The sequence below is a fragment of the Agrobacterium sp. T29 genome (assembly GCF_006970545.1).
GTDB classification, from domain to species: domain Bacteria; phylum Pseudomonadota; class Alphaproteobacteria; order Rhizobiales; family Rhizobiaceae; genus Agrobacterium; species Agrobacterium leguminum.
Genome location: NZ_CP040642.1, coordinates 326,924 through 348,829 on the forward strand (window position 1 = coordinate 326,924; position 21,906 = coordinate 348,829).

17 protein-coding genes and 1 pseudogene are annotated in these 21,906 nt (G+C 58.5%); 7 read left to right on the forward strand and 11 right to left on the reverse strand.

Features of this window, described 5'->3' with window-relative positions:
• Nucleotides 1-36: 36 nt before the first annotated feature.
• The gene (locus FGF54_RS26655) at nt 37-1,791 is read left to right on the forward strand and encodes a thiamine pyrophosphate-binding protein (RefSeq protein WP_142781894.1); all 1,755 of its coding nucleotides are present in this window, start codon (nt 37-39) and stop codon (nt 1,789-1,791) included.
• Between the two features lie 155 nt (nt 1,792-1,946).
• Here the strand turns inward: FGF54_RS26655 and FGF54_RS26660 are convergent, their stop codons facing one another.
• The 4 genes from FGF54_RS26660 to FGF54_RS26675 are packed head-to-tail and all read right to left on the reverse strand — an operon-like array spanning nt 1,947 to nt 9,237.
• Nucleotides 1,947-4,994 carry an FAD-binding and (Fe-S)-binding domain-containing protein gene (locus FGF54_RS26660; RefSeq protein ID WP_142781895.1) on the reverse strand — a complete coding sequence of 1,016 codons (3,048 nt, stop codon included), beginning with the start codon at nt 4,992-4,994 and terminating at the stop codon, nt 1,947-1,949.
• Nucleotides 4,995-5,016: 22 nt separating this feature from the next.
• Nucleotides 5,017-6,252: a pyridoxal phosphate-dependent aminotransferase gene (locus FGF54_RS26665; RefSeq protein ID WP_142781896.1), complete on the reverse strand. Its 1,236-nt coding sequence runs from the start codon at nt 6,250-6,252 to the stop codon at nt 5,017-5,019.
• 10 nt (nt 6,253-6,262) lie between these two features.
• A complete protein-coding gene (locus tag FGF54_RS26670) occupies nt 6,263-7,795 on the reverse strand; it encodes an aldehyde dehydrogenase family protein (protein ID WP_142781897.1) in 1,533 nt (510 codons plus the stop codon).
• 47 nt (nt 7,796-7,842) lie between these two features.
• Nucleotides 7,843-9,237, reverse strand: coding sequence for a VOC family protein (locus tag FGF54_RS26675; RefSeq protein ID WP_142781898.1), 1,395 nt, complete (start codon nt 9,235-9,237; stop codon nt 7,843-7,845).
• Nucleotides 9,238-9,345: 108 nt separating this feature from the next.
• On the opposite strand from FGF54_RS26675, the gene FGF54_RS26680 reads away from it, so the two are divergent.
• Nucleotides 9,346-10,257, forward strand: a complete 912-nt coding sequence (locus FGF54_RS26680; RefSeq protein ID WP_168208288.1) for a LysR family transcriptional regulator — start codon at nt 9,346-9,348, stop codon at nt 10,255-10,257.
• A gap of 217 nt (nt 10,258-10,474) precedes the next feature.
• Here the strand turns inward: FGF54_RS26680 and FGF54_RS26685 are convergent, their stop codons facing one another.
• From FGF54_RS26685 to FGF54_RS26705, 5 genes are read right to left on the reverse strand one after another with little or no spacing between them, the layout of a single operon-like run.
• Nucleotides 10,475-11,095, reverse strand: a complete 621-nt coding sequence (locus FGF54_RS26685; RefSeq protein ID WP_142781900.1) for a hypothetical protein — start codon at nt 11,093-11,095, stop codon at nt 10,475-10,477.
• Between the two features lie 53 nt (nt 11,096-11,148).
• A complete protein-coding gene (locus FGF54_RS26690) occupies nt 11,149-11,589 on the reverse strand; it encodes a hypothetical protein (RefSeq protein WP_142781901.1) in 441 nt (146 codons plus the stop codon).
• Entirely contained in the window at nt 11,586-12,476 is an 891-nt protein-coding gene (locus FGF54_RS26695) for a hypothetical protein (RefSeq protein WP_142781902.1), read from the reverse strand. The genes FGF54_RS26690 and FGF54_RS26695 overlap by 4 nt, the downstream gene beginning before the upstream one ends.
• Nucleotides 12,473-13,435: an MvdC/MvdD family ATP grasp protein gene (locus FGF54_RS26700; protein WP_246667051.1), complete on the reverse strand. Its 963-nt coding sequence runs from the start codon at nt 13,433-13,435 to the stop codon at nt 12,473-12,475. Before FGF54_RS26700 ends, FGF54_RS26695 begins: the two co-directional genes overlap by 4 nt.
• Nucleotides 13,432-13,806 carry a hypothetical protein gene (locus FGF54_RS26705; protein WP_142781903.1) on the reverse strand — a complete coding sequence of 125 codons (375 nt, stop codon included), beginning with the start codon at nt 13,804-13,806 and terminating at the stop codon, nt 13,432-13,434. The genes FGF54_RS26700 and FGF54_RS26705 overlap by 4 nt, the downstream gene beginning before the upstream one ends.
• 49 nt (nt 13,807-13,855) lie before the next feature.
• On the opposite strand from FGF54_RS26705, the gene FGF54_RS27465 reads away from it, so the two are divergent.
• The 3 genes from FGF54_RS27465 to FGF54_RS26715 all read left to right on the forward strand — a co-directional run bounded on the left by FGF54_RS27465 (nt 13,856) and on the right by FGF54_RS26715 (nt 16,947).
• Nucleotides 13,856-14,215, forward strand: a complete 360-nt coding sequence (locus FGF54_RS27465; RefSeq protein WP_210247452.1) for a hypothetical protein — start codon at nt 13,856-13,858, stop codon at nt 14,213-14,215.
• A gap of 232 nt (nt 14,216-14,447) precedes the next feature.
• Entirely contained in the window at nt 14,448-16,136 is a 1,689-nt protein-coding gene (locus FGF54_RS26710) for an AAA family ATPase (RefSeq protein ID WP_142781904.1), read from the forward strand.
• Nucleotides 16,114-16,947 (forward strand): hypothetical protein, encoded by an 834-nt coding sequence (locus FGF54_RS26715; protein ID WP_142781905.1) that lies wholly within the window; start codon nt 16,114-16,116, stop codon nt 16,945-16,947. Before FGF54_RS26710 ends, FGF54_RS26715 begins: the two co-directional genes overlap by 23 nt.
• Nucleotides 16,948-17,014: 67 nt before the next feature.
• On the opposite strand, the pseudogene FGF54_RS26720 reads toward FGF54_RS26715, so the two are convergent.
• Both FGF54_RS26720 and FGF54_RS26725 read right to left on the reverse strand, forming a co-directional pair.
• Nucleotides 17,015-17,492, reverse strand: a pseudogene (locus FGF54_RS26720) (transposase); the annotation flags it as partial.
• A 118-nt stretch (nt 17,493-17,610) separates the two neighbouring features.
• The gene (locus FGF54_RS26725) at nt 17,611-19,158 is read right to left on the reverse strand and encodes a DUF2235 domain-containing protein (RefSeq protein WP_142781906.1); all 1,548 of its coding nucleotides are present in this window, start codon (nt 19,156-19,158) and stop codon (nt 17,611-17,613) included.
• A 166-nt stretch (nt 19,159-19,324) separates the two neighbouring features.
• Between FGF54_RS26725 and FGF54_RS26730 the strand changes: the two genes are divergently transcribed.
• Together FGF54_RS26730 and FGF54_RS26735 are read left to right on the forward strand one after the other, a co-directional pair.
• Nucleotides 19,325-19,795 (forward strand): hypothetical protein, encoded by a 471-nt coding sequence (locus FGF54_RS26730; RefSeq protein WP_142781907.1) that lies wholly within the window; start codon nt 19,325-19,327, stop codon nt 19,793-19,795.
• A gap of 16 nt (nt 19,796-19,811) precedes the next feature.
• Nucleotides 19,812-21,512, forward strand: a complete 1,701-nt coding sequence (locus FGF54_RS26735; RefSeq protein ID WP_142781908.1) for a M48 family metalloprotease — start codon at nt 19,812-19,814, stop codon at nt 21,510-21,512.
• Nucleotides 21,513-21,906: the final 394 nt, after the last annotated feature.

The following is a 21,906-nucleotide window of genomic DNA, read 5'->3' on the forward strand; positions in this document are numbered from 1 at the left end:
TTTGACCGAAATTTAAAGTAGCGAAAGGAGACCGTCGTGCGCGGCGCAGATATTCTAGTGGACATGCTGATCGGATATGGGGTCGAAGTGATATTCGGCGTACCGGGGGACACCAACGTTCCTCTTTACGAGGCCTTGCAGGAACGAGAAGACAAGATTCGCCACGTCATGGCACGCGACGAACGCTCTGCCGGTTACATGGCCGATGCCTATGGACGCTTTACCAGCAAGCCCGGCGTCTTCGAGTGCCCATCGGGCGCAGGCGCCATGTATTCGCTGCCTCCGGTAGCTGAATCGAATTCCTCTTCGGTTCCGGTCATTCTGCTGACGATCGACATTCCCCTCCCCGGTGAAGGCCGTGGCGTCTTGACCGAGCTGGATTGCGCTCGCCTGTTCGACCCGATCACTAAAATGTCGGTGCAGGTGAAATCAGCGGAGAAACTGCCGGAAATCATTCGTCGCGCATTCCGTGTTGCGTGCTCTGGCAAACCAGGTGCAGTCCACCTACAAATTCCGGAAGACATGCTGCTGGCCGAGGTAGACCCGGTGCGGGTATCGCTTCATGTCGAGACGGAATGCAGACAGTTTCCCGCATATCCCACGCTTCCGCCGCAGGACAAGCTAGACGCGGTGATGTCGATGCTGACAAGCAGCAAGAAACCTCTGATCGTTTCGGGCGGCGGCGTCAACCGCTCCTGCGCCGGACCGGAGGTCACTGAGCTCGCTGAACGCCTGAATATTCCAGTCTGCACCACAATGACCGGCCAGGGCACCATGCCTGACGATCATCGGCTGGCTGTGGGCGTCATTGGCGACAACGGATTTCATCCGCATGCCAACTGGTCTCTGGAACACGCCGATTTCGTTCTCTTCGTCGGATCGCGAATGGGATCGGTCGTGACCATCGGCTGGACCTTCCCGAAGATCACGCTCAACAAGCGTGTCGCCCAGATCGATATCGATCCCGAGATCATGGCCAATAACTACGAGAACGTGCTGTCAGTGCAGGGCGATGCGCGCCTTGTTCTACGGCGGCTGATCGAGATGGCCCCTGCTGATAATGACGCGACGAGGACGCAGGAATGGGTCGATGAACTGAACGGGTTGCGCGCCAACTTTTGGGAGAATGCCGAAGCGCTTTTGAGCTCCGAAGCCGCTCCGCTGCGCCCCGAACAAGCCGTGCGCTGCTTTAACGAAGCATTGGAAGCCTACGGGAAACCGGCCCATATTTACTCTGACGCGGGCACGCCAACCCCGCACATGACCCGCTTCCTGAAACTGAAAGACCGCAGGACCCGATTTGCCATACCGCGCGCGTTCGGCGGCCTGGGGTCTGCGCTGCCAGCCACAGTTGGAGCGTGGTTTGCGAACAAGGACCGGCGGCCGATCGGCATGTTCGGTGACGGCTCGTTCGGCATGACGGTAGGCGAGCTTGAAACCTTGTTGCGCCTTCAGGTTCCCGCCATTCTCCTGCTGTTCAACAACGGCACCTTCGGTTGGATCAAAGGGCTTCACCGCCTGAAGGGCCACAACCAGTGCTTCGGCGTGGATTTTATGCCGCCGCGCGGGCAGGCGATTGCGGAAGCATTTGACGTCAAGGCCTGGACCGCCACCAATTCGAAAGAACTCGACGAGGCACTGGCCGAAGCATTTGCCTATACATCCGGCCCATGCTTGATCGACATTCACGTCGAATCGATCGCTGATCGCGTTCCGCCGGTCTATTCGTGGCTAACCAAGCGCGGCAAAGACCCGCTGAGCATCGAAGCTGAAGACGTTCGCTACTTCTAAGCCGCAGCACAAAATCAGAGCGCCGGTACAGTTCACCGGCGCTTTTGTTGCGGGACAGGCGTCGAGGAAACGCTCGCATTAATCGGCGCCCGGTCCTCCAATGGAATTCCTGGAACGTCCGACAAGATCATCCCGGGCCTCTTCTATGGTTTTTTTTAAAGTGGGTCTTTTGAGCCGATAAGCCGATCTATCACCTGCAACGGGTGCGGCAACGACTTCTGCTCAATCACCTTCACCTGCGAGCGGCAGGAATAGCCCGTGGCCATGACCACATTATTCCCGTTTACATTTGACACCGGCGCCGACCAGCTCATGCCGTAAAGCTTTTCGGATATCGCGCGGTTGCGCACCTCATGGCCGAAGGTTCCCGCCATACCGCAACAGCCGACATCGATGACATCGAGGCTTATTCCCAACCCTTCGAAAATCTGTTTCCACTGCCCTCCTGAGGCGGGAATATTGCTGCGTTCGGTACAGTGCAGCAACAGTCCGAAGCTGGCGCCCTCTTCCCGAGGCAAAATTTCCGGAAGCAACCCGGTTTGTGCAGCCAGCCACTCCTGCGGCAAAAGTACAGTGGCCTTTAATGCCGCACCCGGCAGCGATCTGTATTCGCTGCGAAACGCCAGCGTCATCGATGGATCAAGCCCGACAAGCGGCACCTTGAGATCGGCAATCGATTGGAGATAACGCGCCGTTTGTGCCGCCGCACGCTCGAAACGGCCAAGATAGCCATGTACATGCAACGCCTTGCCATTGATCTGCGGCTCGGCAAGAAAGGGCAAAAGCCCCATCTTGCGAGCAAGCCTCACTGCCGCAAGCACCACATCCGGATCGAACGACGCGGTAAACGCATCCGGCACGAACACCACCGCCCTCTCCCGCTCGGCCTGGGTGAGTTTTTCAATCCGCTCGCGGATGGCGGTCGGGACGCCGAGGCGACGTGCCTGGTCGGCAAGCGGCATTGCGGGCAGCAATGGCAGCGCCGTCAGTCCAGCCATACGTAAAAACCAGCGGCCCGGCCCGGTTCCGGCCACGAGGTTATAGAGCGGCCTCACCCGCATCATCAATGGCAAGGTGGTTTCGATGGCGGCAACCAGCGGGTCTTTCATCGGACGCAGATAACGGCTGTAATAGAGTTCCAGAAACCTGGCGCGAAACGCAGGCACGCTTACCTTAACGGGACATTGTCCCGCACAGGCCTTGCAGGCCAGGCAACTGTCCATGGCCTCACGCACTTCATGGGAGAAATCGCTTTTGTTGGCCGGATTAAGCGTGTTTGCCGCCCGACGAATAAATGCCGGCAAGGCCGCAATTCCGACGCGCAACGCCGCAGCCTCCTTTCGCGGATCGGTTCCCTTTTCGGCAAGCAATCGCAGCCATTCGCGCATCAGCATCGCCCGGCCCTTGGGCGAATGGCGCCTGTCGCGTGTTGCCTTGTAGGACGGACACATCGGGCTGGTTTCATCGAAATCGAAACAGGCACCATTGCCATTGCAATAGGCAGCATTATCGAAAGCGGAACGGATTTCGTTGCCGATAATCCGATCGGTGCTGCCTCTTAGTGGCACCTCGTCGATTTTCAGTAAAGCTTGTGAAGCCGGTGTGGCGATCTTGCCGGGATTTAGGCGATTATCGGGATCGAACGCCTGCTTGATACGCTGCAAATCCGGGTAAAGGTCCTGAAAGAACTCCGGCACATACTCCGAGCGCACGCCCTTGCCGTGCTCGCCCCATAACACGCCGCCATATTTACGGGTCAGCGCCACAACGGCATCGCTGATGTGACGTACCATCGGCGTGTGGTCATCACGGGTCAGGTCCAGCGCCGGACGCACATGCAGAACGCCTGCATCCACATGGCCGAACATGCCGTAAGACACACCGGCATCATCGAGCAGCGCCCGAAACTCCCGGATATAGTCCGCAAGGTTCTGCGGCGGCACCGCCGTATCTTCCACAAAGGCCACCGGCCTTACCGGCCCCTCGACATTGCCCAGCAGGCCGACGGCTCGTTTACGCATCGCCCAGATCGCTTCCGCATCCTGATGCCCACGGGCAATGGTGTATCCCCGGTGGCTGGTGTCAGCATCGAGCACCGCAATGACCTGCGCCAGATGCAACTCCAGCTCACCTTCGTCATCCGCCAGCAGTTCGACAATATTGATACCGTTGGCTGCACCGGCCGCATCGTCGGGAAAGAAACCGGCAATGCCGTTCCAGACGATATCGCCCTTTGCCAGGCCAAGAACCTTCTCGTCGACCGTCTCGACAGAAGCCACCCTGAGGACAGTCAACTCGCGCGCGTGTTCCAGCGCCGTGTTGAAATCGCCATAGCGGATATTCACCAGCGCCACATGCGCGGGGATCGGCAGCAGATTGAGTTCGGCCTCGCCGATCATCGCCAACGTGCCTTCCGAGCCGCACAGAATAGCGTTGAGATCGAAATCACCATTGTCGCGCCGCACATGGGCAAGGTCGTAACCCGTCATGTAGCGGTTAAGATCGGGGAAAATCTCGCGGATACGGGCAGCCTTTTCGCGGGTAATCTGCTCGACAGTGCGATAAATTTCACCTGTCTGGTCATCACGGGCCATCGTTTCAGCCAATGCGGCGCTATCCAGCGGGCGTGACCACAGGTCCGAGCCATCCATGAGCACCACGCGCAGGCCGCGCACATGGCCGGAGGTCTTGCCATAGAGGCATGATCCCTGGCCGCAGGCATCGGTAGAGATCATCCCGCCAATGGTTGCGCGGTTCGAAGTCGAGAGTTCCGGTGCAAAGAACAGGCCATGGGGTCTGAGCGCCCGGTTAAGCTGGTCCTTCACCACCCCCGCCTCGACACGAGCCACCCGCGTCACAGGATCGATCTCAAGGATCCGACGCATGTGGCGGGAACAATCCACCACGACGCCTGATGTCAGCGACTGACCGTTGGTGCCGGTGCCACCGCCGCGCGGCGCGATGACCACGCTGCGAAAGGCAGGCTCTGAAAGTACCTTGGCAACAATTTTCAGGTCACCGGTATCTTCGGGAAAAAGCACCCCGGCAGGTTCCATCTGGTAGATGGAGTTGTCGGTGGCAAGGACCCCGCGAGAGGCCGCCGATGTTTCTACATCTCCTCTGAACCCGGCTTCAATGATACGCTCAAAGAAACCGGCAGGAGCCTGAACTTCTCCGCAAGCGGACCGGAGATGTGGAATCATCGGCTTGCACGTTTCATGGCGGTCAGCCTTTCAGGGCTGCGCAGGCGCGGGCGATACGGTCAAGCGCCTCGATCAGCTCGGCTTCCGACGTCGCGTAGGAAATACGGAAGAAAGGCGAGAGGCCGAATGCCGAGCCGGGAACGACCGCCACATGGGCGTCTTCCAGAAGATAATCGGTAAAATCATGATCCGCCTCAATCCGCTTTCCTTTCGGAGTGACCTTACCGATGATGCCCGCACAGCTGGAAAACGTGTAGAACGCCCCCTCCGGTGTGCGACACTCCAGCCCATCGATGGCATTGAGACGCGCCACGACAAGATCGCGGCGACGGCGGAAACTCAGCTGCCGTTCCTTCAGAAAATCCTGCGGCCCGGCGAGCGCTTCGACAGAGGCTGCCTGGCCGATGGAGGATGGGCACGATGTCGCCTGACTCTGGATGACCGCCATTGCCTTTATCAACGCCTTCGGGCCGCCGGCATAACCGATACGCCAGCCAGTCATGGCATAGGCTTTCGAAACACCGTTAATGGTCAGTGTCCGCTCTTTCAGGCACGGCTCTATTGCCGTCGGCGTTACAAAGCGAAAATCGTCATAGACGATGTGCTCGTACATGTCGTCAACCATCAGCCAGACATGCGGGTGGCGCAAGAGCACATTGAGCAGGGGCCGGTAGTCGGCTTCGCTATAGGCGGCGCCCGAAGGGTTGGAAGGCGAGTTGAGAAGCACCCAGCGGGTTTTCGGCGTAATCGCCTTCTCGAGCTGCTCTGCCTGCAGCCGGAACCCGGCGCTCGCATCGCAGGGGATCAGAACGGACACGCCCCCGCAAATCTCCACGATATCCGAATAGGATGTCCAGTAAGGCGTGGGAATAATAACTTCATCGCCCGCATCGAGCGTCGCCATGAAGGCATTGAACAATATCTGCTTGGCGCCGGTCGCTACCGTGATTTCATCGGGCGTATAGTCAATGTGGTTTTCGCGGCTGAATTTGGCGACGATGGCCTTTTTCAACGCGGGGGTCCCGTCGAGTGCGGTATATTTCGTATCGCCCGCATCGATGGCCGCTTTGGCGGCATGCTTGATGTTATCGGGCGTGTCGAAATCCGGCTCGCCCGCGCCGAGCACGATGACAGGGTGCCCCTCGCGTTTCATCGCCGCAGCACGCGCACCGATCTGGAGAATTTTCGAAACGCCGATAGAGGCGATCCTCGAGGCGGGTTTGAAACCCGCCTCCACTATGGTGGTGGAAATTGTCATGTGCACGCCCTCAATCGATATCGAATGAAACACCCTGCGCCAGCGGCAGCGATTTCGAATAGTTGATGGTGTTGGTGGCGCGGCGCATATAGGCCTTCCAGGCGTCGGAGCCGGATTCACGGCCCCCGCCGGTTTCCTTCTCTCCACCGAAGGCGCCGCCGATTTCCGCGCCCGATGTGCCGATATTGACATTGGCGATGCCGCAATCAGAACCATCGGCGGCCAGAAAACGCTCCGCTTCGCGCATATCGAGCGTGAAGATCGATGACGAAAGACCGGCGCCAACAGTATTATGGTCCTCGATGACGGCGTCAAGATCGCTATATTTCATGACATAGAGGACAGGTGCGAAGGTCTCTTCCAGTACCGGGCCTTCATGCTTCGGCATCTCGACCAGCGCGGGCTTGACGTAAAATGCCTCCGCAGCAGCGCAATCGACGCGTTCGCCGCCATGAACCACGCCGCCGTGCAGGCGCGCCTCGGTCAATGCTTTCTGCATGCTGTCAAAAGCCAGCCGGTCGATCAGCGGGCCGACCAAGGCGGAGCCATCCAGGGGATTGCCCACGGAAACGCTGCCATAAGCTTTTTTCAGACGCGGCACGAGCCTGTCATAGACGCTTTCATGGACAAACAGGCGGCGAAGCGTGGTGCAGCGCTGACCCGCAGTGCCCATGGCTCCGAACGCGATGGCGCGCAGCGCCATATCGAGATCGGCGGAAGGGCAGACAATGCCGCCATTATTGCCGCCGAGTTCGAGAATGGCGCGGGCGAAGCGTTTCGCCAGACGCGGGCCCACATCGCGGCCCATACGGGTGGAGCCCGTGGCCGAAACCAGCGGCACTTTCCGGTGCTCCACGAGGATTTCACCGATTTCGCGATCGCCGATCAGCACCTGCGAAAGACCGTCCGGCGCATCGCCGAAGCGGCTGATGGCCCGCGCAAGAACCGCATGCGCGGCAAGCGCCGTCAGCGGGGTCTTCTCCGAAGGCTTCCATACAACGCTATTCCCGCAGACGATGGCGAGCGCAGCATTCCAGGCCCAGACAGCGACCGGGAAATTGAAGGCGGAGATAACGCCGATAACACCGAGCGGATGCCAGGTCTCCATCATCCGGTGGCCCGGCCGCTCCGTGGCGATTGTCAGGCCGTATAGCTGACGGGAAAGGCCGACCGCGAAATCGCAGATGTCGATCATTTCCTGCACTTCACCAAGTCCTTCGGAGGGGATTTTCCCGGCTTCGATGGATACGAGACGACCGAGATCAGCCTTGGCGGCACGCAGTTCTTCGCCGAGCAGGCGCACCAGTTCGCCGCGCCGCGGGGCAGGAACCAGGCGCCACTGGCGGAATGCGTCATCGGCCTTATCGATGGCCGCCTTGGCCTGCTCCGGCATTGCGGTTTTCAGCTTCGCAATTTTCTCGCCGGTGACCGGCGAAAACGAATCCATATCACCTGCGGTATAAAGTGACTTTTCGACGCCAAGGCGTTCGAGAATGGCGGCGGCTTCTTCTGCAACGGATGCGGATTTAACGGTGATGTTCATCGTTCAAAACTCCGGTTTGGAAATCGGGAAATTGCCGGTGCGGCAGATCAGCCGGCCAGGAGACGGCTGGAAAACGCGGCGAGGCAGGCCTCGATAGAGGCCTTTTCAATGGCGGCGTAATGGTCGAACTCGTTGAGCACACTCGCCCCAAGATCGGCCTCGAAACGCGTCTGGTTGGGGCTTGCAACAAACTCATGCTGCGCGCCGTCACCGAGATTGGACTGGAATATACCCGCCGCACTTACCGGCAGAAAGTCCTCGTATACAACAGGATCGAATCGAACCAAGCCATCTGCAATGAGTGTTTCAAGATCGGGCACAGAGGCGAATTCGGCGTCGGTTGCCTTCGGAGTCAGCGAGTAGCTGAAATATCCCAAACCTTCTGCGCGGATTTGCGCCCAGTCATCGGGGAATGCCCCGAACGTGCCGGCCAGAGCAGCTTCGTATTCGCGCGCATTGGAGCCATCGGCAGCCGGGCGAACCATCTTTCGCGTTTCATCAAGCAGCCGGTCGTAGAGGCCACGTCCCTTCGGGGTCAACGCGATGCCGCGCTGCTCTATCTCCCCAAAACGCGCCGTGTGCGAGCCGGTTTTCCATCCCCCCTCGCCATCGGGGAATGAAACGGCTTCTTCAAGCGCCTTGAACGAGGTCTGACGCAAGAGAATCGGACATTCACGGGTCGGCGGCCCCTCGACAACGGCCTTGGGCGCAATATCAAAAGCGGGCATCAGCGCCTGCACCTTGTCGATATCCAGCGTGCGTGGCGTGAGGTGATTGATATGCGGGCCACGGAAGGAAACCACATCCGCAATCAGGCGGTGCGCATCATGGAGGCGGTGATACATATTCACATCGACAATAGCCTTGTCATGCCAACGAAATGTTTCCAGCACCTCCTGTACAAAACAATCGGCATCTTCTTTCGACAGGCCGCCATCCCGCTCCGCCTTCTCTACAAGGACGATAGCTCTAGGCGTGAATATCCGGCGTTGCGCCAGAATACGGGCGGCCTCGGTGCGCAAAGCCTCGTCGGGGATCAGATCGAGCCGCAGCAACGATGTAAAGACGCGGAAAGGATTGCGCTTCAGCGCCTCGTCACCGACCGGCCGGAAAGCTGTCGAATGGACCGGCACCCCCGCCGTCGAAAGATCGTAATATCCTACCGGAGACATGCCCATCACGGCGAAGACGCGGCGCATGGTGGCCAGTTCCTCCGCAGTACCGAGGCGAATGGCCCCATGGCGCTCCTCGGAAATGCGGTCGAGATTGTCGGTTGCCGAAAGGCGCTCCTTGAGATCAGGCTTTTGAGCCAGCGTCTCGTCATTAACGCGTGCCACGAGTGCCATCAGCGTGCCATAGGCGGGAACCTCGTTACGGTACATTTCCGACATCGCACCTGAAAAGGCTGCGCGGATTTCATTTGTAGAGGCATAACTGGACATGCTGGCATGATCCTCTGAAATTGTGCGACTTCATTCTTGAAAAGCAATATAACCAGGTTATCCTTGCCTTTGTTGTGAGACATTTTGTTAAGTTGATGCGGAATTGGAATAGATATGCGCAGGAGCTTGATACCGGATATAGTCAATCTGCAAGCGTTCGAATGCGCTGCGCGCCACCAGAATTTCTCGAGGGCAGCGCAAGAGCTTAACCTCACGCAAAGTGCGGTCAGCCGCCAGATTGCAGAACTTGAACTGCAAACAGGCTTGCAACTCTTCGAGCGCATTCGCCGCCGTGTGATCCTTTCGGAGGCTGGGCAGCGTTTTTTACCGGAAGTGAAGGATTTGCTGCTCAGATCGGAACGACTGATGATCGGCGCAGTTGCAGCGGGACAGATGAAATCCTCGTTGCGGATTGCCACATTGCCGACATTCGGCACCAAATGGCTCGTACCCCGCCTCGGCCGCTTTATGCAAAAGCACAATGATGTGGCGATCACCGTGGAATCCCGTTCAAAGCCTTTCAGCTTCGCAGAAGACAATTTCGATCTGGCGATTCATTACGGCCAGCCAGCCTGGGCGGGCGGAATTTCCACATTTCTCTGCCACGAAACGGTAGTGCCTATGACAAGCCCCGCACTTGCGCGCGCTATCATCGCCGATAACCGACCCCCGCCGGGCAACGCCCCACTCTTGCACCTGACAACACGCCCCAAACTGTGGGCGGAATGGTGCCAGCACCATGATGTGACCGTGGATAACGCCTATCCCGGCCCACGCTTTGATCAGTTTTCCATGCTAATGGCAGCCGCTGTCGCCGGGCTGGGTGTCGCTCTCTTACCGACATATCTGATCGAAGACGAAGTCCGCTCCGGCGCTCTGATATCGATCATGGATGCGCCCATGTCGACCGAGAATGCCTATTTCGTCGTGCGTGCAGAACAAAAGCAGACCCACCCCATCGCAGAACTTTTCCAGCAGTGGCTAGAGTTTGAAGTCGTTAGCAGTGATCATGTGAAATAGACAAAATACTCAATGAGAGATGCCGTCTAACTTATAGGTCTTGAAAGGAATCGAACCCTCGCCCCGCGTTCTGATGGAAATGGCGACGAATAATTGTCCAACATGGGCAACTACTTGCCATATCGGTTGACCATTTGGCCCACCCAGCCTTAGCGGCCATGGCCGATGACGTAAACACTCCAGCCCTCCCCTCGATCCAGCTTGTCGAACAGCGCTGTCAGTCAGCAATGGCCTCGAACACGCTTGCCCTCGTTACGGTGCCGAACAGCCCGCTCAGCTCGGGCTCCTTTGACTTGACCCTGCGGAAGTCCTCAAGGGTGCGTTTATCGACGAACAGCACGTCGGTGTAAGCTGCCAATACCGCGAGGTGCTGGTCGTGGACGTCGCTGCCCGGCCGAGTGGGGCGCTCCTGTCCATGGCGTTTTAGTGCATTGGCTATTCGCCAGCTTGGGAGGCTCTGCATGCTCACCCGCTTCAATCGCTCGAAAGGCACCCCGGCTTTCTCGGCGACGACGCGCAGATGCAACCTGAACGTACCCAGCTCGGACAGTTCTGCGATGGTGCACTCGTCGCGTATTTCGCGCTCGTCGATCCCCTGCCTACAGTAGGCGTCAACGAGGATCTGACGGACCGTCACGTCCATCGCTGGCATCTCCTGCATGACGCGCAGAACGAACTCATTCGCCATCTCTAACGCCTCTGCGTCGCTCCGCCGAGGGTCGGCTGCCTTGGCCCGGAAGAAGGCGTTACGATGCGTCTTAGCCATGACCTTCTGTCGGTCGGCAGGCGCGCGGATCTTCTGCTTGCACAGCTGTCCTATCGTCTGGCTCTCGTCCATCGTCCGCATACCCGAGAGAGCCGCCACCATACCAATGTGCTGGCGCCTCTCCCTCATGATCGGCCGCGCGACGTCCCAGACCCAGCTGTCCTCTCCGATAGCGGCAAGGCCGGTTCCTGTCGCCAGCAGAATCGATCGCACGTGGTCTCGCACTCCGCCATGGTCCGGCAGCCGGAGTCGTAGGCGATCGCCTCGGCCGCGAGGATGTCGACGATCCCGCCCAGAATCCGCTCTCCCGACATCCGCATCCATGCCAACAACGGAAGTGACTGGAGATACGCCACTCGCGCGCGGGCGTTCGCCGGATCGTCCACGACCAGCAACTCCTCCAAATGATGCCATGATAGAAACGGAATACGTCCCTGATCGAGCAGACGCTGATATAGATCGCGAGCTATCTGCCCCTTGGGCGATGCCGGCGTGATGGCGGCATCGATCCAATTGGCCCAGTGCGAAGTGTCGGGCGCGACGATTGCTGCCTTCAGTAGCATCATGGAGCTGCGCCCCTGACCTGCGGCACAGGGGCGATCTGGAGAGCCGGAGCAGCTCCGGGCTGTGGAAACGCCTGCATCGGCAACGGATCGGCGCTTCTAGGATCTGTTCGTGGCTCGTCCCGCTCTTGTGATTGCGCCTCAGATGCTGCCGTGCGAGCGGTGTTCCCCCCGGGCGGAACCGTTGGCTGAGCGATTGTGCTTTTCAGTTCGGACGGAACGCCAGCTGCCGGTGTCTGAATGGCGACCTTCGGCGTCGGTTGGTCCTGCGTTACGTTGCGGAAGCCCATCGCGTAGAACAGCGGGTCGAGCAGAAGGAGCAAGATGAATAATCCGAACGCTCGCAGTAGGTGCTCGTGCGTAACTAGGATGCGTGTGACCTTCTCGTTGACCACGTCCCTGGAATTGCGTGTCGCGAGCAGAGTACCGCGGCAAAGCCTACGAAAGGGATTTGGTGACTTCCATGCCGCCACGATCTCGGACTCGCCGACCTTCTGAAAGCCCCTGACTTGTAGGGTCTTGAAGGCATTGAACCCAGCTCCGGCCACGTAGAAGGTCGACAGCGCCAGCACGAAGAGTCTCGCCGCGTCTGGAGCGGGACCCGCCTTCTTCTCCCAGTTCGCCCCTTGCAGGGTGATGATGATCGGAACTAGCGCTGCGAGTACCGCCAGATAGGTCGTCGCTTTAGCCTCAGCCGTGCGAACTCTCTCCATCTCGGCGGCCGCCACCTTCTGCGCCTCGTCTAGCGCCCGTTCCTCATTCGAATTCCATGCCGCCGCCCGGATCGCAGCCAGATCTTTTTGAAGCCTTTGCGCCTCGTCGTTCTTCTGCGCAGGAGTGAGCGGCTCGATGTAGGGGAAGATCCAGCTTCCGATCTGATGCCAGTTCATGAAGCGCCTGCGTAAAGGGAATCCACGATCGCGGCCGTAACAGGGGCTCCTGTCCGCTGCTCGATCCAAGCCCACTGCCCATTTGGGTTGGCCTCTAGGAACCAAAAGCGGCCATCCAGATCCTCAACGAGATCAATCGCGGCGAAACGCAAGCCTAGATCGCGGGTGACCGAAATGCAGGCCAATGCCACATCAGCTGGCAGATCCATAACCTCATGGTCGAGATCTGTACGAACCCCCTTCCGCCAATCGACCTGTGTCTCATGATGAGCTTGGGACAGTATGCGTGTCGCGAACACCCGATCGTCCACCACAACTACCCGGATATCGTACCGTTTCGGCACTTCTCGCTGCATGATTATCGGCGCACGCCGGAAGCCCTCCGCGTCAGCCGCCTCGAGGGCATCTACCCTGCTGGTGAAGACGACGCTGCCGATCTCGCCGTCGTTGATGAGCGCTTGCCGGAGCGGCTTAGCAACCGTCGGCCCTACCTCAAGGAAGTCGCGCGCCTTCTCGAAAGCATTAGTGACGAGGGTATCAGGGATACAGAGGCCCACTCGACGGGCGGCGGCGAGCTGCCTAGGCTTGTCCTCGGCGCGCAGGATGGAGAACGGCGAATTCAGCCACCGCCCTTCAAGCGCGTTCCAGAGACTCCGGACTATCGCTGACCACTCCGCTACGACGTATTCGGCAACGGCGTCACTTCCAGCAACTTCGATATTACCTGGTCGCCGGTAGTAAGCACCCGTCACGTCTGCGATGGAAAAATCCCCGGCCGGTCCAGTCAGCGTCAGTTTCGAAGGGTCGCCCTCGGCCATCGCGATCTCGTGCTGCGGCAGGTCCTCGGTGTTCAGTCGGAGGAAGCGCAGACCGCGCCGACGCATTTCCATAACGACGTAATCTGTCGTGACGTCGCGCTTATTGGTTAAGAGGAGGATCAGTCTGGAACGCGTACTCACCAGGATGGCGCCATCGCTTCGTCATCCCGCTCCTGTAGGACTTTAGTCTTTGTCTGCAGCTCGGGAAGACACAGGGAAGCATCCTCATCGTCCACTTCCTGCCGAACACGCGTTCCGGTGCTTGTCTCCAGCCCCCCGAAATGCGACGGATCGTCGTCGTCCACCTCGACCTGCGTCATGGTTTTGCTCTGCGTTGCGACCAGCCCGCCGCCGGCAACTTCGATGATTGGGACGGCACCGTTCTCCCCGTCCACCACCCATACCCCCAGCTCGTGCGAATAGCGGCCCGGCATCTCGGCTTCGGCGGATCTCGGCGTGGCAAAGCGAAGCAGAAACGGGTCTGCGGGCTTTACCGGAAAATGAGCGGTCATCGGCATCGATCCAGTTGTGGTGTGTTATGCTAGCAACATGTAGGAAAAGTTGAGCGCCAGAGGAAGTGCCCCAACGATCATTCCACAATTGAATCTGCAGCCTACCGCCGTCGAGGAACTGGGAGTAACGTTGCAGATTGCGGCTCGCCAGTTTTGCCCACAAATTGCGGCAGGCGCTTTCTCCGACCCTCCTTTGACTTGCAACCGGCGGACGGATGCGCCTGGTACACTCTCGTTTATCAACTGCGAATCCGGCATTTTCCAAAACCGCCAGACATCCGACCTTACTTCTCAAACTCTCGATCTCATCTCTTTTCATCTGAAAACCGATCGCCTCGCGATCCTCCTTCTGGTTGCTTCCTGCACGATTTGCAGGACCAACTCCAGCCACCGTGAAGAGTGGGCGTAACTCGCAAAAAAGCAGGCATTTCCGCGACGAAGCTTCCCTTGCGTCTGCCGGCTCGCGAGCGGCAAACGGAATACCCCAGGCCAGTCGCGCCTTTCGGGGATCCGGCTCTGATCATGTTCTGACATCGGCGCGATCGCCATCGACCGCGTCGCCCGCAAGCCATACTTGCAATTGCAACCAAACTTTCATCTCTGTTCAATAATTGAATGGATCGGAAGGAAAGGGGCGGGACGTGTATCAGAATGTATTTCTCCTCGACCATAGCTCGATCAGTGATGGTTTCGTCGAGCATGAAATGAGCCGCCGCCGTCTGAGCGACGCTATCTTCATCTACCCCCTGTCTGGAGACATGTGGGAGGCGAGACTGACTGACCGCTACGAACGGGCAACGTTCGGCCCGTTCAAACTGGAATTTTATGCGAGATCCAATCAATCGCGGCTCGAGGCGAAAGAAGCGATCAAGAGCCTGGAGGAGACCAGGGGCCCGAACGATACTTATTCCGCCCTGACACGTACGGCACCGGTCTCGTTCGTGTCACTAGGTCACGAGTTGATGGCGTACCGAAGATTGGTTCGAGAGATCCGGCCCGAATTCGCCGTCGAATTCCTGGTAGCCCTTCATGATTTGATGGCGCTTAAGAAATATCGGCCGAACTCCATCGACATTAGGAGCGCCTCGCTCAATAGAAGACATTTGAAAAATATCATCCGCAGTCCCGAGGAGATGCAGATCTACTTACGCGGGCACCAGATCCTGAGCATGACCGAGAGTGCTGCAATCTCGATGTCGCAGCCGGCCTTTCGGATGGGCTTTAAGAGCCGTAGCAATCAGGTCCAAAACGTCGCCTTCGAGTTCGGAAAGGTGTCCGACTTGGGCGCGAGGACGGCGGTCCTGATCGGCAAGAACGGCATCGGCAAGAGCCACTTCCTGAGAGAAGTGGCCAGTCTGATGCTTGAACCGTCACGAGATCTGTTCGGCAGCCAACACGCTGACGAGTTCCGGGCTTCGCGGCTGCTCTGCTTCTTCACCGGCGCACGCGTCTCGAAGGCATTTCCGAGACAGACCGCGCAGCGCCGGCAAAACGGATATCGCGTTTTCAATCTACAGGATGATCCGCGCCCGACGAGCACCCGTGCGATCGATGCTGTCATCGAATTGATCACGGCCGACGAGACGATTGCAGAGCGAAAGCGGCTGGCGATTTTTCAGGAGAGCGTCAGTAGCGTCCGTAAAGATGAACCGCTCTATCTGTGGCATGACCGGTTCGGGCCGATCGACGTAATGCGACTTCGCATTGATGAGCAAGCGGGCAATGCCGTGGAATACATCGATATTTTCGGCAACGCACATCGGCAGTCGCTCGAGGAATTCGCTTTCATCATCGACACCACGCGCGGGCTTATGACAACAGGGACCCGAGCGCTGAGTTCCGGCGAAGAAGCCTATATCCGCTTCTGTGCGTTTTCCTCGCTTCACATCGAGAACGGCTCGGCTGTGTTGATGGACGAACCGGAGGTCTATCTGCATCCGCAATTCGTCGATGCGTTGATGGGGGCGCTTCACCGGCTCCTCGAACTGACCGGTTCGGTGGCGTTCATCTCCACCCATTCAGCTTATGTTGTCCGATGCGCGGAGGAGAACCTCGTCTACCTGATGCGAGAACCGGCAAACGGGACCTATCCGGAATCAGACGTCGAATTCACGAAACCGCGCATGAGAACATTTGGCGCCGATGTCGGCATGCTCTCGCTCTTCGTCTTTGGCGAGGATGAGATGGCGACGACCGAAGATAGGGCGCGCGCCTATGCCAAGCTGATGACGGCGACGGGCTCCGCCGAGGAAATCGCTCGAGTGCTTGAAGGCCAAACTTCGCCCGATCTGATCTCCAAGATATTGAATGCCAATGCGTCACGTCCCTAAACCTGCGACATGCCAATCAGCGAGCGTCGCGGAGACCACTCGTCAGAAAGATCTGCGTTCCTACCCCCATCTCCTGAAGTTTGGCTTGCGGGTGGCTCGAGCGGCGGCCCGCTATGACGCCCAACAAGGCAATCCCCTGGTCATTCGGCCGGCTCGATTAACCGCGACGGAAAAAGAGGAATTGCTTCACCTCTATAAGTCACCGCCCAAAAAGCTCGATTACATCGAGGATATGCGCGCGGGCCTGGCGGGCGAGACGTGCCCCATGTGCGGCGGACAAGACCCGGTCACACTCGACCATTTCCTCCCGAGAGCGACCCATACGGAGTTCGCGCTGCTGTCCTACAACCTCGTACCCGCATGCGCCTGCAATTCGAAGCGCGGTCGCGTCGTTGCCGATGCAGCGCACGGAACGCGGATCCTTCACCCTTATTATGATGCATGCATGAACCAGCCGCTCTTCACATGCGACTTCAGTCCTGCCGATCATGCTCCAACTTTCGCGATCCGGCTATTGCTTGCCCAGGATCATCCGCAGCGCGCGAATGTCGGCTTCCATGTCCAGAACGTGGTGCTGAAAACCAGTTTTCGAACTTTTCTCGGGAAGCGCTGGCAACGGCTCAAAGAGCTCCCCGACGACATGTTGTTCGGCAATCGCCCGCATCGTGACAGCATGGCGCAGTTCAAGTCTTATCTGGACGATCTGTGCGCGAGCAAAGCGCGTCTGGAAGGCGCCAATGCCTGGGAAACCGTATTCTATCGCTCCATCGCGGAGTCGACCATTGCAGCCTGGATTTTCGACAACACCTAAGTGGGTAAGGAATCGAAAATCCGATAGGTGGATTGCGCAGAGGAAATAGAGTTGATCGATTTTAAAGAGAGACGAAACGCTGACATTGTCGCGTGGACTTGAAGCGCATCATTCGTCGCTCTCGCCGCCGTAACGGCAAATGGGAATTGTCTGCTCGGTTGCTCAATCCCTTGTGCAAGCTATGCTCGACGCCCGGCATCAGTTCTGCCTTCGCGGACGAATAAGGAACGCAGCTTGTCAGTCACTGTCACCCGCGGGGCGGCACCCTGATCCTTGAGCAGCTTTGCAGCAGGGCGTCGAGGACGTAACCGTTGGCATCGTCGGCACGCCACACCCAGTATTTCTTTCCCTTGATCGTCACCACCATCTCATTGAGTTGCCTCGTGAGCGCCGTCGTATCTGATGGCGAACTTCAAGCCAAATTTAGCCACCCATTCCGAGACGGTGTGGAAAGAAACGCTGATGCCGCCCCCCGCCAACAGATCCTCGACGTCGCGGTAGCTGAGCGGGAACCGATAATAGAGCCCAACCGCGTGGGCGATGATCTCGGCGGGAAAGCATTAGCGTCTAAAGTGCGCGTGGGGAGCTTCGGTCATAACACTCTGAATATCAAGCCTATCCCAACCACGCGGTTAAGGCGACGCCACCGTTCAGACTGCTCCGTTATCGCTCGACCGTGAGCCTCACGCTCCCGCGGTTGTTCTCGTACGCCTGCCATGCATCATTCGCAAAGGCGTAGAGGTAGCCGCTCCCGCGCGGCGTAAAAGACCGCTTTGCGCCGATTTCGAAAATCTCATGCGGCGCAAAACTCAATCTATCCTCGGGCTCCATCTCCGGCAGCACCCCATTTGCGACCATCCCGATCAGGGCAAACCAAGGCGCCGCCTCTTCCCGCTTAGTGTACCAGAAATCGACCTGGTGATTGCCGGTCAGTTTCGTGAGGACTTGTTCGCCCTTGCCCCATAGCGAGGAAGCAAACTGAACGGCCTCGCCAAGCTGGAATTTCCCATCATTCGTTCCGGCAGGGGGGGCAGTTATGCCCCCGTCCACCCATTCTCCCTTGGCGGAGAACCGATAGGTCACACCAGCTTCCAGGAAGAGGCCGGTCGAATTCCATCGCTCGCGAGCGAAAACGTCGACTTCCTTCGTTTGTCCCGCCTCAAGGCGGTGTGTCTTCCAATAGTCGCCCTGCGCCAAGGGTGGATTATCGTGACGCTCCCAGGCCGAGCGATGAAGCATCTTGCTGCTCTCCGCGAAAATCGGCACGGCCCTAGGCCGCGTGCGTAGCGCCTTGAACACACCAGTCACCGAATCATGCAAAAGGCCAAGGGGATCCGCGGCGAGTTGCTTCTCTAGGCCCTTCCTGAAGTGAAGCCCCTGCCCCTTCGCTTCCTCGACCATCCAGTCGAGAGCACCGTCGGAAAGCCCGGCGCGGCCATAACCTCCGCCGACGTCAGCGTGCACGCCGGGAAACCAGATCTGCCGGACTGTCGGACGGTCCTCGACATTCGTCCATAGGGTCGGCATAAAACTCTGCCGCCGTTCGTCAATGGCGATGGCATGGCGGGCATGGGCGACGACCGGGCTCAGTTCGGTATCGTGAAAGCTATGTTTTGCCGGATCGTCGAGGAGATTCAGTAGCGCAAGGTCGTCGGGGACACCGAGTGCTCCGACCGTATCCCACACGCCGATGAAATGGATCGGGACAGAATGCTTGGTCTTTTGCCCGGTGGCAACGCCGTGGTAGGGCAGTCCCTTCGTCGCCGTCACAGGCTTCGCTTTACCTTCGGGCGTGCGATAGTTCTCGAAAAGCGAGCCGACATTGTCCCAGATCGCCAGTTCCCGCAGCTTGGTAGGATCAAGAAGGCCGCAACGCGAGATCATGCCGCCAAGGCTGCGCACCGTATAGGCGCCGCGGCTAAAGCCGAAGAGCCAAATCTTGGCACCATCCCGATAGTTACGCGCCAACCAGTTGTAAGCGCTCATGATATTCCGGTCGAGCCCCGTCCCCATGCCACCGCCGGCAACACGGCCCCACCATCCACCATCGGTTCCAACACCTGGATGATAGTAGACGCGTTGCTCGCGGCCATCCTTGTCTGCCGGCGCAAGCGCATTGCGCAACTTCACGACGTTCGTCGGTGACGGAAGGCCGTCCTCCACTTGGTCAGGCGTATTCCACGTTCCGTCACAGAAAACGATTAGATGCATCTTACCTTCCCTCGAAAGCATCGCTGCAAGCATTAAGCAGCCAGCTGAGTCAACGGAAGAGATTTTTGCAATTTAAGGGCGATCTTGTCTATCGCTGCTGATCACTTCAGCGTAAAAATTGGAAACGCACGGCGTCGTGCAGCGACAATACCTCGGGAGCCCTGCAATGATCGATGCAGATGAAGTTTCAGTTTGGCTTGCCACTGGCGTCCTTCGAAGCGGCGGACACGAAATTGAGGCGATGAGTCTCGAAGCGATTGCCGCCGACGCCGAGGAAGGCGGGCTCGGCAAAGCGCTCGATGAGGCGCAGAGATCCGAGCAGCGTGGCGGTGCCCTCGGATTGGAAATCGTCGGGGCGCTGATCGTGCCCGTCCTTCTCGAGGCCGCTCGCCAGTTCTGGGCCGCCTACCAGAAGGAATTCACGGAGAGAGCCGGGAAATCGGCGGCCGAGGCGACGCTTGCTCAATTCAAGAAATGGTTCGGAAATGCCGCCGAGGAAGAGAAGCGCGTCGCTGCCGAAAAGCTCGCCCAGTCCATTCGAGCAGTGGGCAAACAGCGCAAGCTGAAGCCGCTGGACATCGAAGCGCTTGTTGCCGCAACGGCACCAAAGCAGTTGGAGAAGGCCCTTGCAACCTAGTGAGCCGCGGGGAGAAGTGCGCATTTCGACCGGTGCTCGTAGCGCGACTATCGAGTTGTCTCTGCATCTTTTCGTGCTTGCGGCCGTGCTTCTACCAGTTCTCGCTATAGTGTTTCCGGCTCTTCTGCTTCTGGTCGGCGCCACGATACTGTCCTCCGCCTATCCGGAAGGGCCCACCGCTCTGTGGCTCAAGGAAGGCACCTATGGTCCGATAAGCGTCGCGTGTTTCTCAGCGCTCATGGTCGGCGTGGCGGGCGCGGTGTGGAGCGCGAGGCATTCTGGTTCCGATGCGCTACGGCTTCGGGATCTGGGCGGGAAGGATGCCGCAAAGCTGACGGATCAGATCGGTGCCATATGGAAGGATTTCAAGAAGTCCGGAACTGTACCCGCGGCACGCTGGTTTCCCGCAATGGATATCGCGGCCTATGCCCACAACCGAGCAGGCAACGCGGAGATTCACGTCAGCGCCGGACTTTGGCGAAGCGTCGTCTCCGACGAGCCAATCGCGCGGGCGATTCTCGCTCATGAACTCGCCCATGTGGCCTATCGTGATCCGACGACACTTCGCATCCTTGCCTATGTCGTCGCAGCGATCCAGAGTGTTATCTTCGCTACGGCAGGATTTTCGGCACTGACCACCGGCTACCTTCTGTTTCACGAAACACAAAGAATGGCCGGCCAGTCCGCCGCCGGAACTGTTATCGTCGCCGAGTGGATCAGGATTCTCCTGATGACGAGCTCGGTGCTGATCCTACTTCCGATCGGCTGGCTCGCGCTTCGGCGGCAGGTCGCTTTCATCACCTCCCTGATCGAGATCCGAGCCGATATTGCCGCGGCCGAATGGACTGTTGGGCTTGAAGCCTATACCCAGCTGTTCGCATCGAACAGCCAGGTGATCCCCACCTCCGGTCGCGATTTCTGGAGGTCTCTGGTTTCGCCGACTTTTTCTCACATTCCACAGAGGGAAAGGCTCGCGATCCTTCGAACACCGGGTCTGATCGCTACGCCGAAGCTTAGATTCTTCGCGCTTTCGCTCCTCCTTGTGTTCTTGATCCCGGTCAATTTCGCGACACCACTCCTCTATGGCGGTGCAGCAAATCATTTTGCAATGCTCGTTCTCTCAATGACTTTCAACGTTGCGGTGGTCTTGATGATCCTTGTCAGTGCACCGCAGAAAACGGTGTCATTTGCCTATGATCGGCTGGCGATCCTGGCATTTGCCAGCTGCTTGATTTCTGCCCTGCCCCGCATCAATCTCGAGCCGGTTTCCTATCTTGCCATGAGTTGGTTTGCCGGATTCGGCGGAGAACCGGCCGACTGGAACTCACTCGCGGGCGACGGGGAAACCACAATAATAGATTTATCTGAGATGGTGAGTGCAGCTCTACCTGCCGTCTACTCCACCGCGGCAATGTTCCTAAGCTTCTTCTCATTGCTCTGCTTGGCCACCAGCGGACGGAGCAGGCACCTGTTGGCCATACGATGCGCGGCATGCGCGGTCGCAACGATAATAGGGTCGTTCATTGCAGGCCTTGACCCATTTCGCCAGTATTCTTCCTTCGAGGGCGGCACTATCACCGAGTTGATGACCGAGACCGAGTCCCTGCGCGGGCTATCCCTGGCGCTGCCCATGGGTATTGCTGTAGTGACCGAAGGCCTCATCATGCTGATAGGACGTCTCCTGCCAGCTCGGCAATTGGTCTCTGTATCCGACTAACATTGCGAATGGCGCCTGTAGCCTCCGGACGAAATCCCAGCGCGTACAACTTCCTCTTCACAAGACAGGCAAGTGAGGTTTTCATTTGCTCTTGAAAGGACTCGAAGCGCCGGCCCAGTCGTTTGGCCGATAAGTTCGCGCCGAACTTCCGTGTACGGGCAGCTACTTGTTCTCGGGAATGGCTGATTGGGGCCGGAAGCAGACTATCCGGTTCTAGCCGATACTGGGAAAAAGCTGCCGTTCTGCAAACCCGTTATGCCACGGAAGGTGGCTTCGAACAGAGATTTGAAGGCTCAGCGGCTGCACGTTCATGAACAGGCAGTCCGTTCCCGATATGCGGCGGGAGCCAGACCGCTGACCTGATTCGCCGCATGGGGTCTGCTTGTCGCTTACC

Excerpts from the sequence above, each read along its gene's own strand:
- FGF54_RS26665 (WP_142781896.1), bottom strand. The coding sequence starts at position 6,252 with ATGACAATTTCCACCACCATAGTGGAGGCGGGTTTCAAACCCGCCTCG.
- FGF54_RS26725 (WP_142781906.1), bottom strand. The coding sequence starts at position 19,158 with ATGCATCTAATCGTTTTCTGTGACGGAACGTGGAATACGCCTGACCAA.
- FGF54_RS26715 (WP_142781905.1), top strand. The coding sequence starts at position 16,114 with ATGCCAATGCGTCACGTCCCTAAACCTGCGACATGCCAATCAGCGAGC.
- FGF54_RS26695 (WP_142781902.1), bottom strand. The coding sequence starts at position 12,476 with ATGAACTGGCATCAGATCGGAAGCTGGATCTTCCCCTACATCGAGCCG.
- FGF54_RS26730 (WP_142781907.1), top strand. The coding sequence starts at position 19,325 with ATGATCGATGCAGATGAAGTTTCAGTTTGGCTTGCCACTGGCGTCCTT.
- FGF54_RS26690 (WP_142781901.1), bottom strand. The coding sequence starts at position 11,589 with ATGATGCTACTGAAGGCAGCAATCGTCGCGCCCGACACTTCGCACTGG.
- FGF54_RS26660 (WP_142781895.1), bottom strand. The coding sequence starts at position 4,994 with ATGATTCCACATCTCCGGTCCGCTTGCGGAGAAGTTCAGGCTCCTGCC.
- FGF54_RS26670 (WP_142781897.1), bottom strand. The coding sequence starts at position 7,795 with ATGAACATCACCGTTAAATCCGCATCCGTTGCAGAAGAAGCCGCCGCC.
- FGF54_RS26685 (WP_142781900.1), bottom strand. The coding sequence starts at position 11,095 with ATGGACGAGAGCCAGACGATAGGACAGCTGTGCAAGCAGAAGATCCGC.
- FGF54_RS26675 (WP_142781898.1), bottom strand. The coding sequence starts at position 9,237 with ATGTCCAGTTATGCCTCTACAAATGAAATCCGCGCAGCCTTTTCAGGT.
- FGF54_RS26705 (WP_142781903.1), bottom strand. The coding sequence starts at position 13,806 with ATGACCGCTCATTTTCCGGTAAAGCCCGCAGACCCGTTTCTGCTTCGC.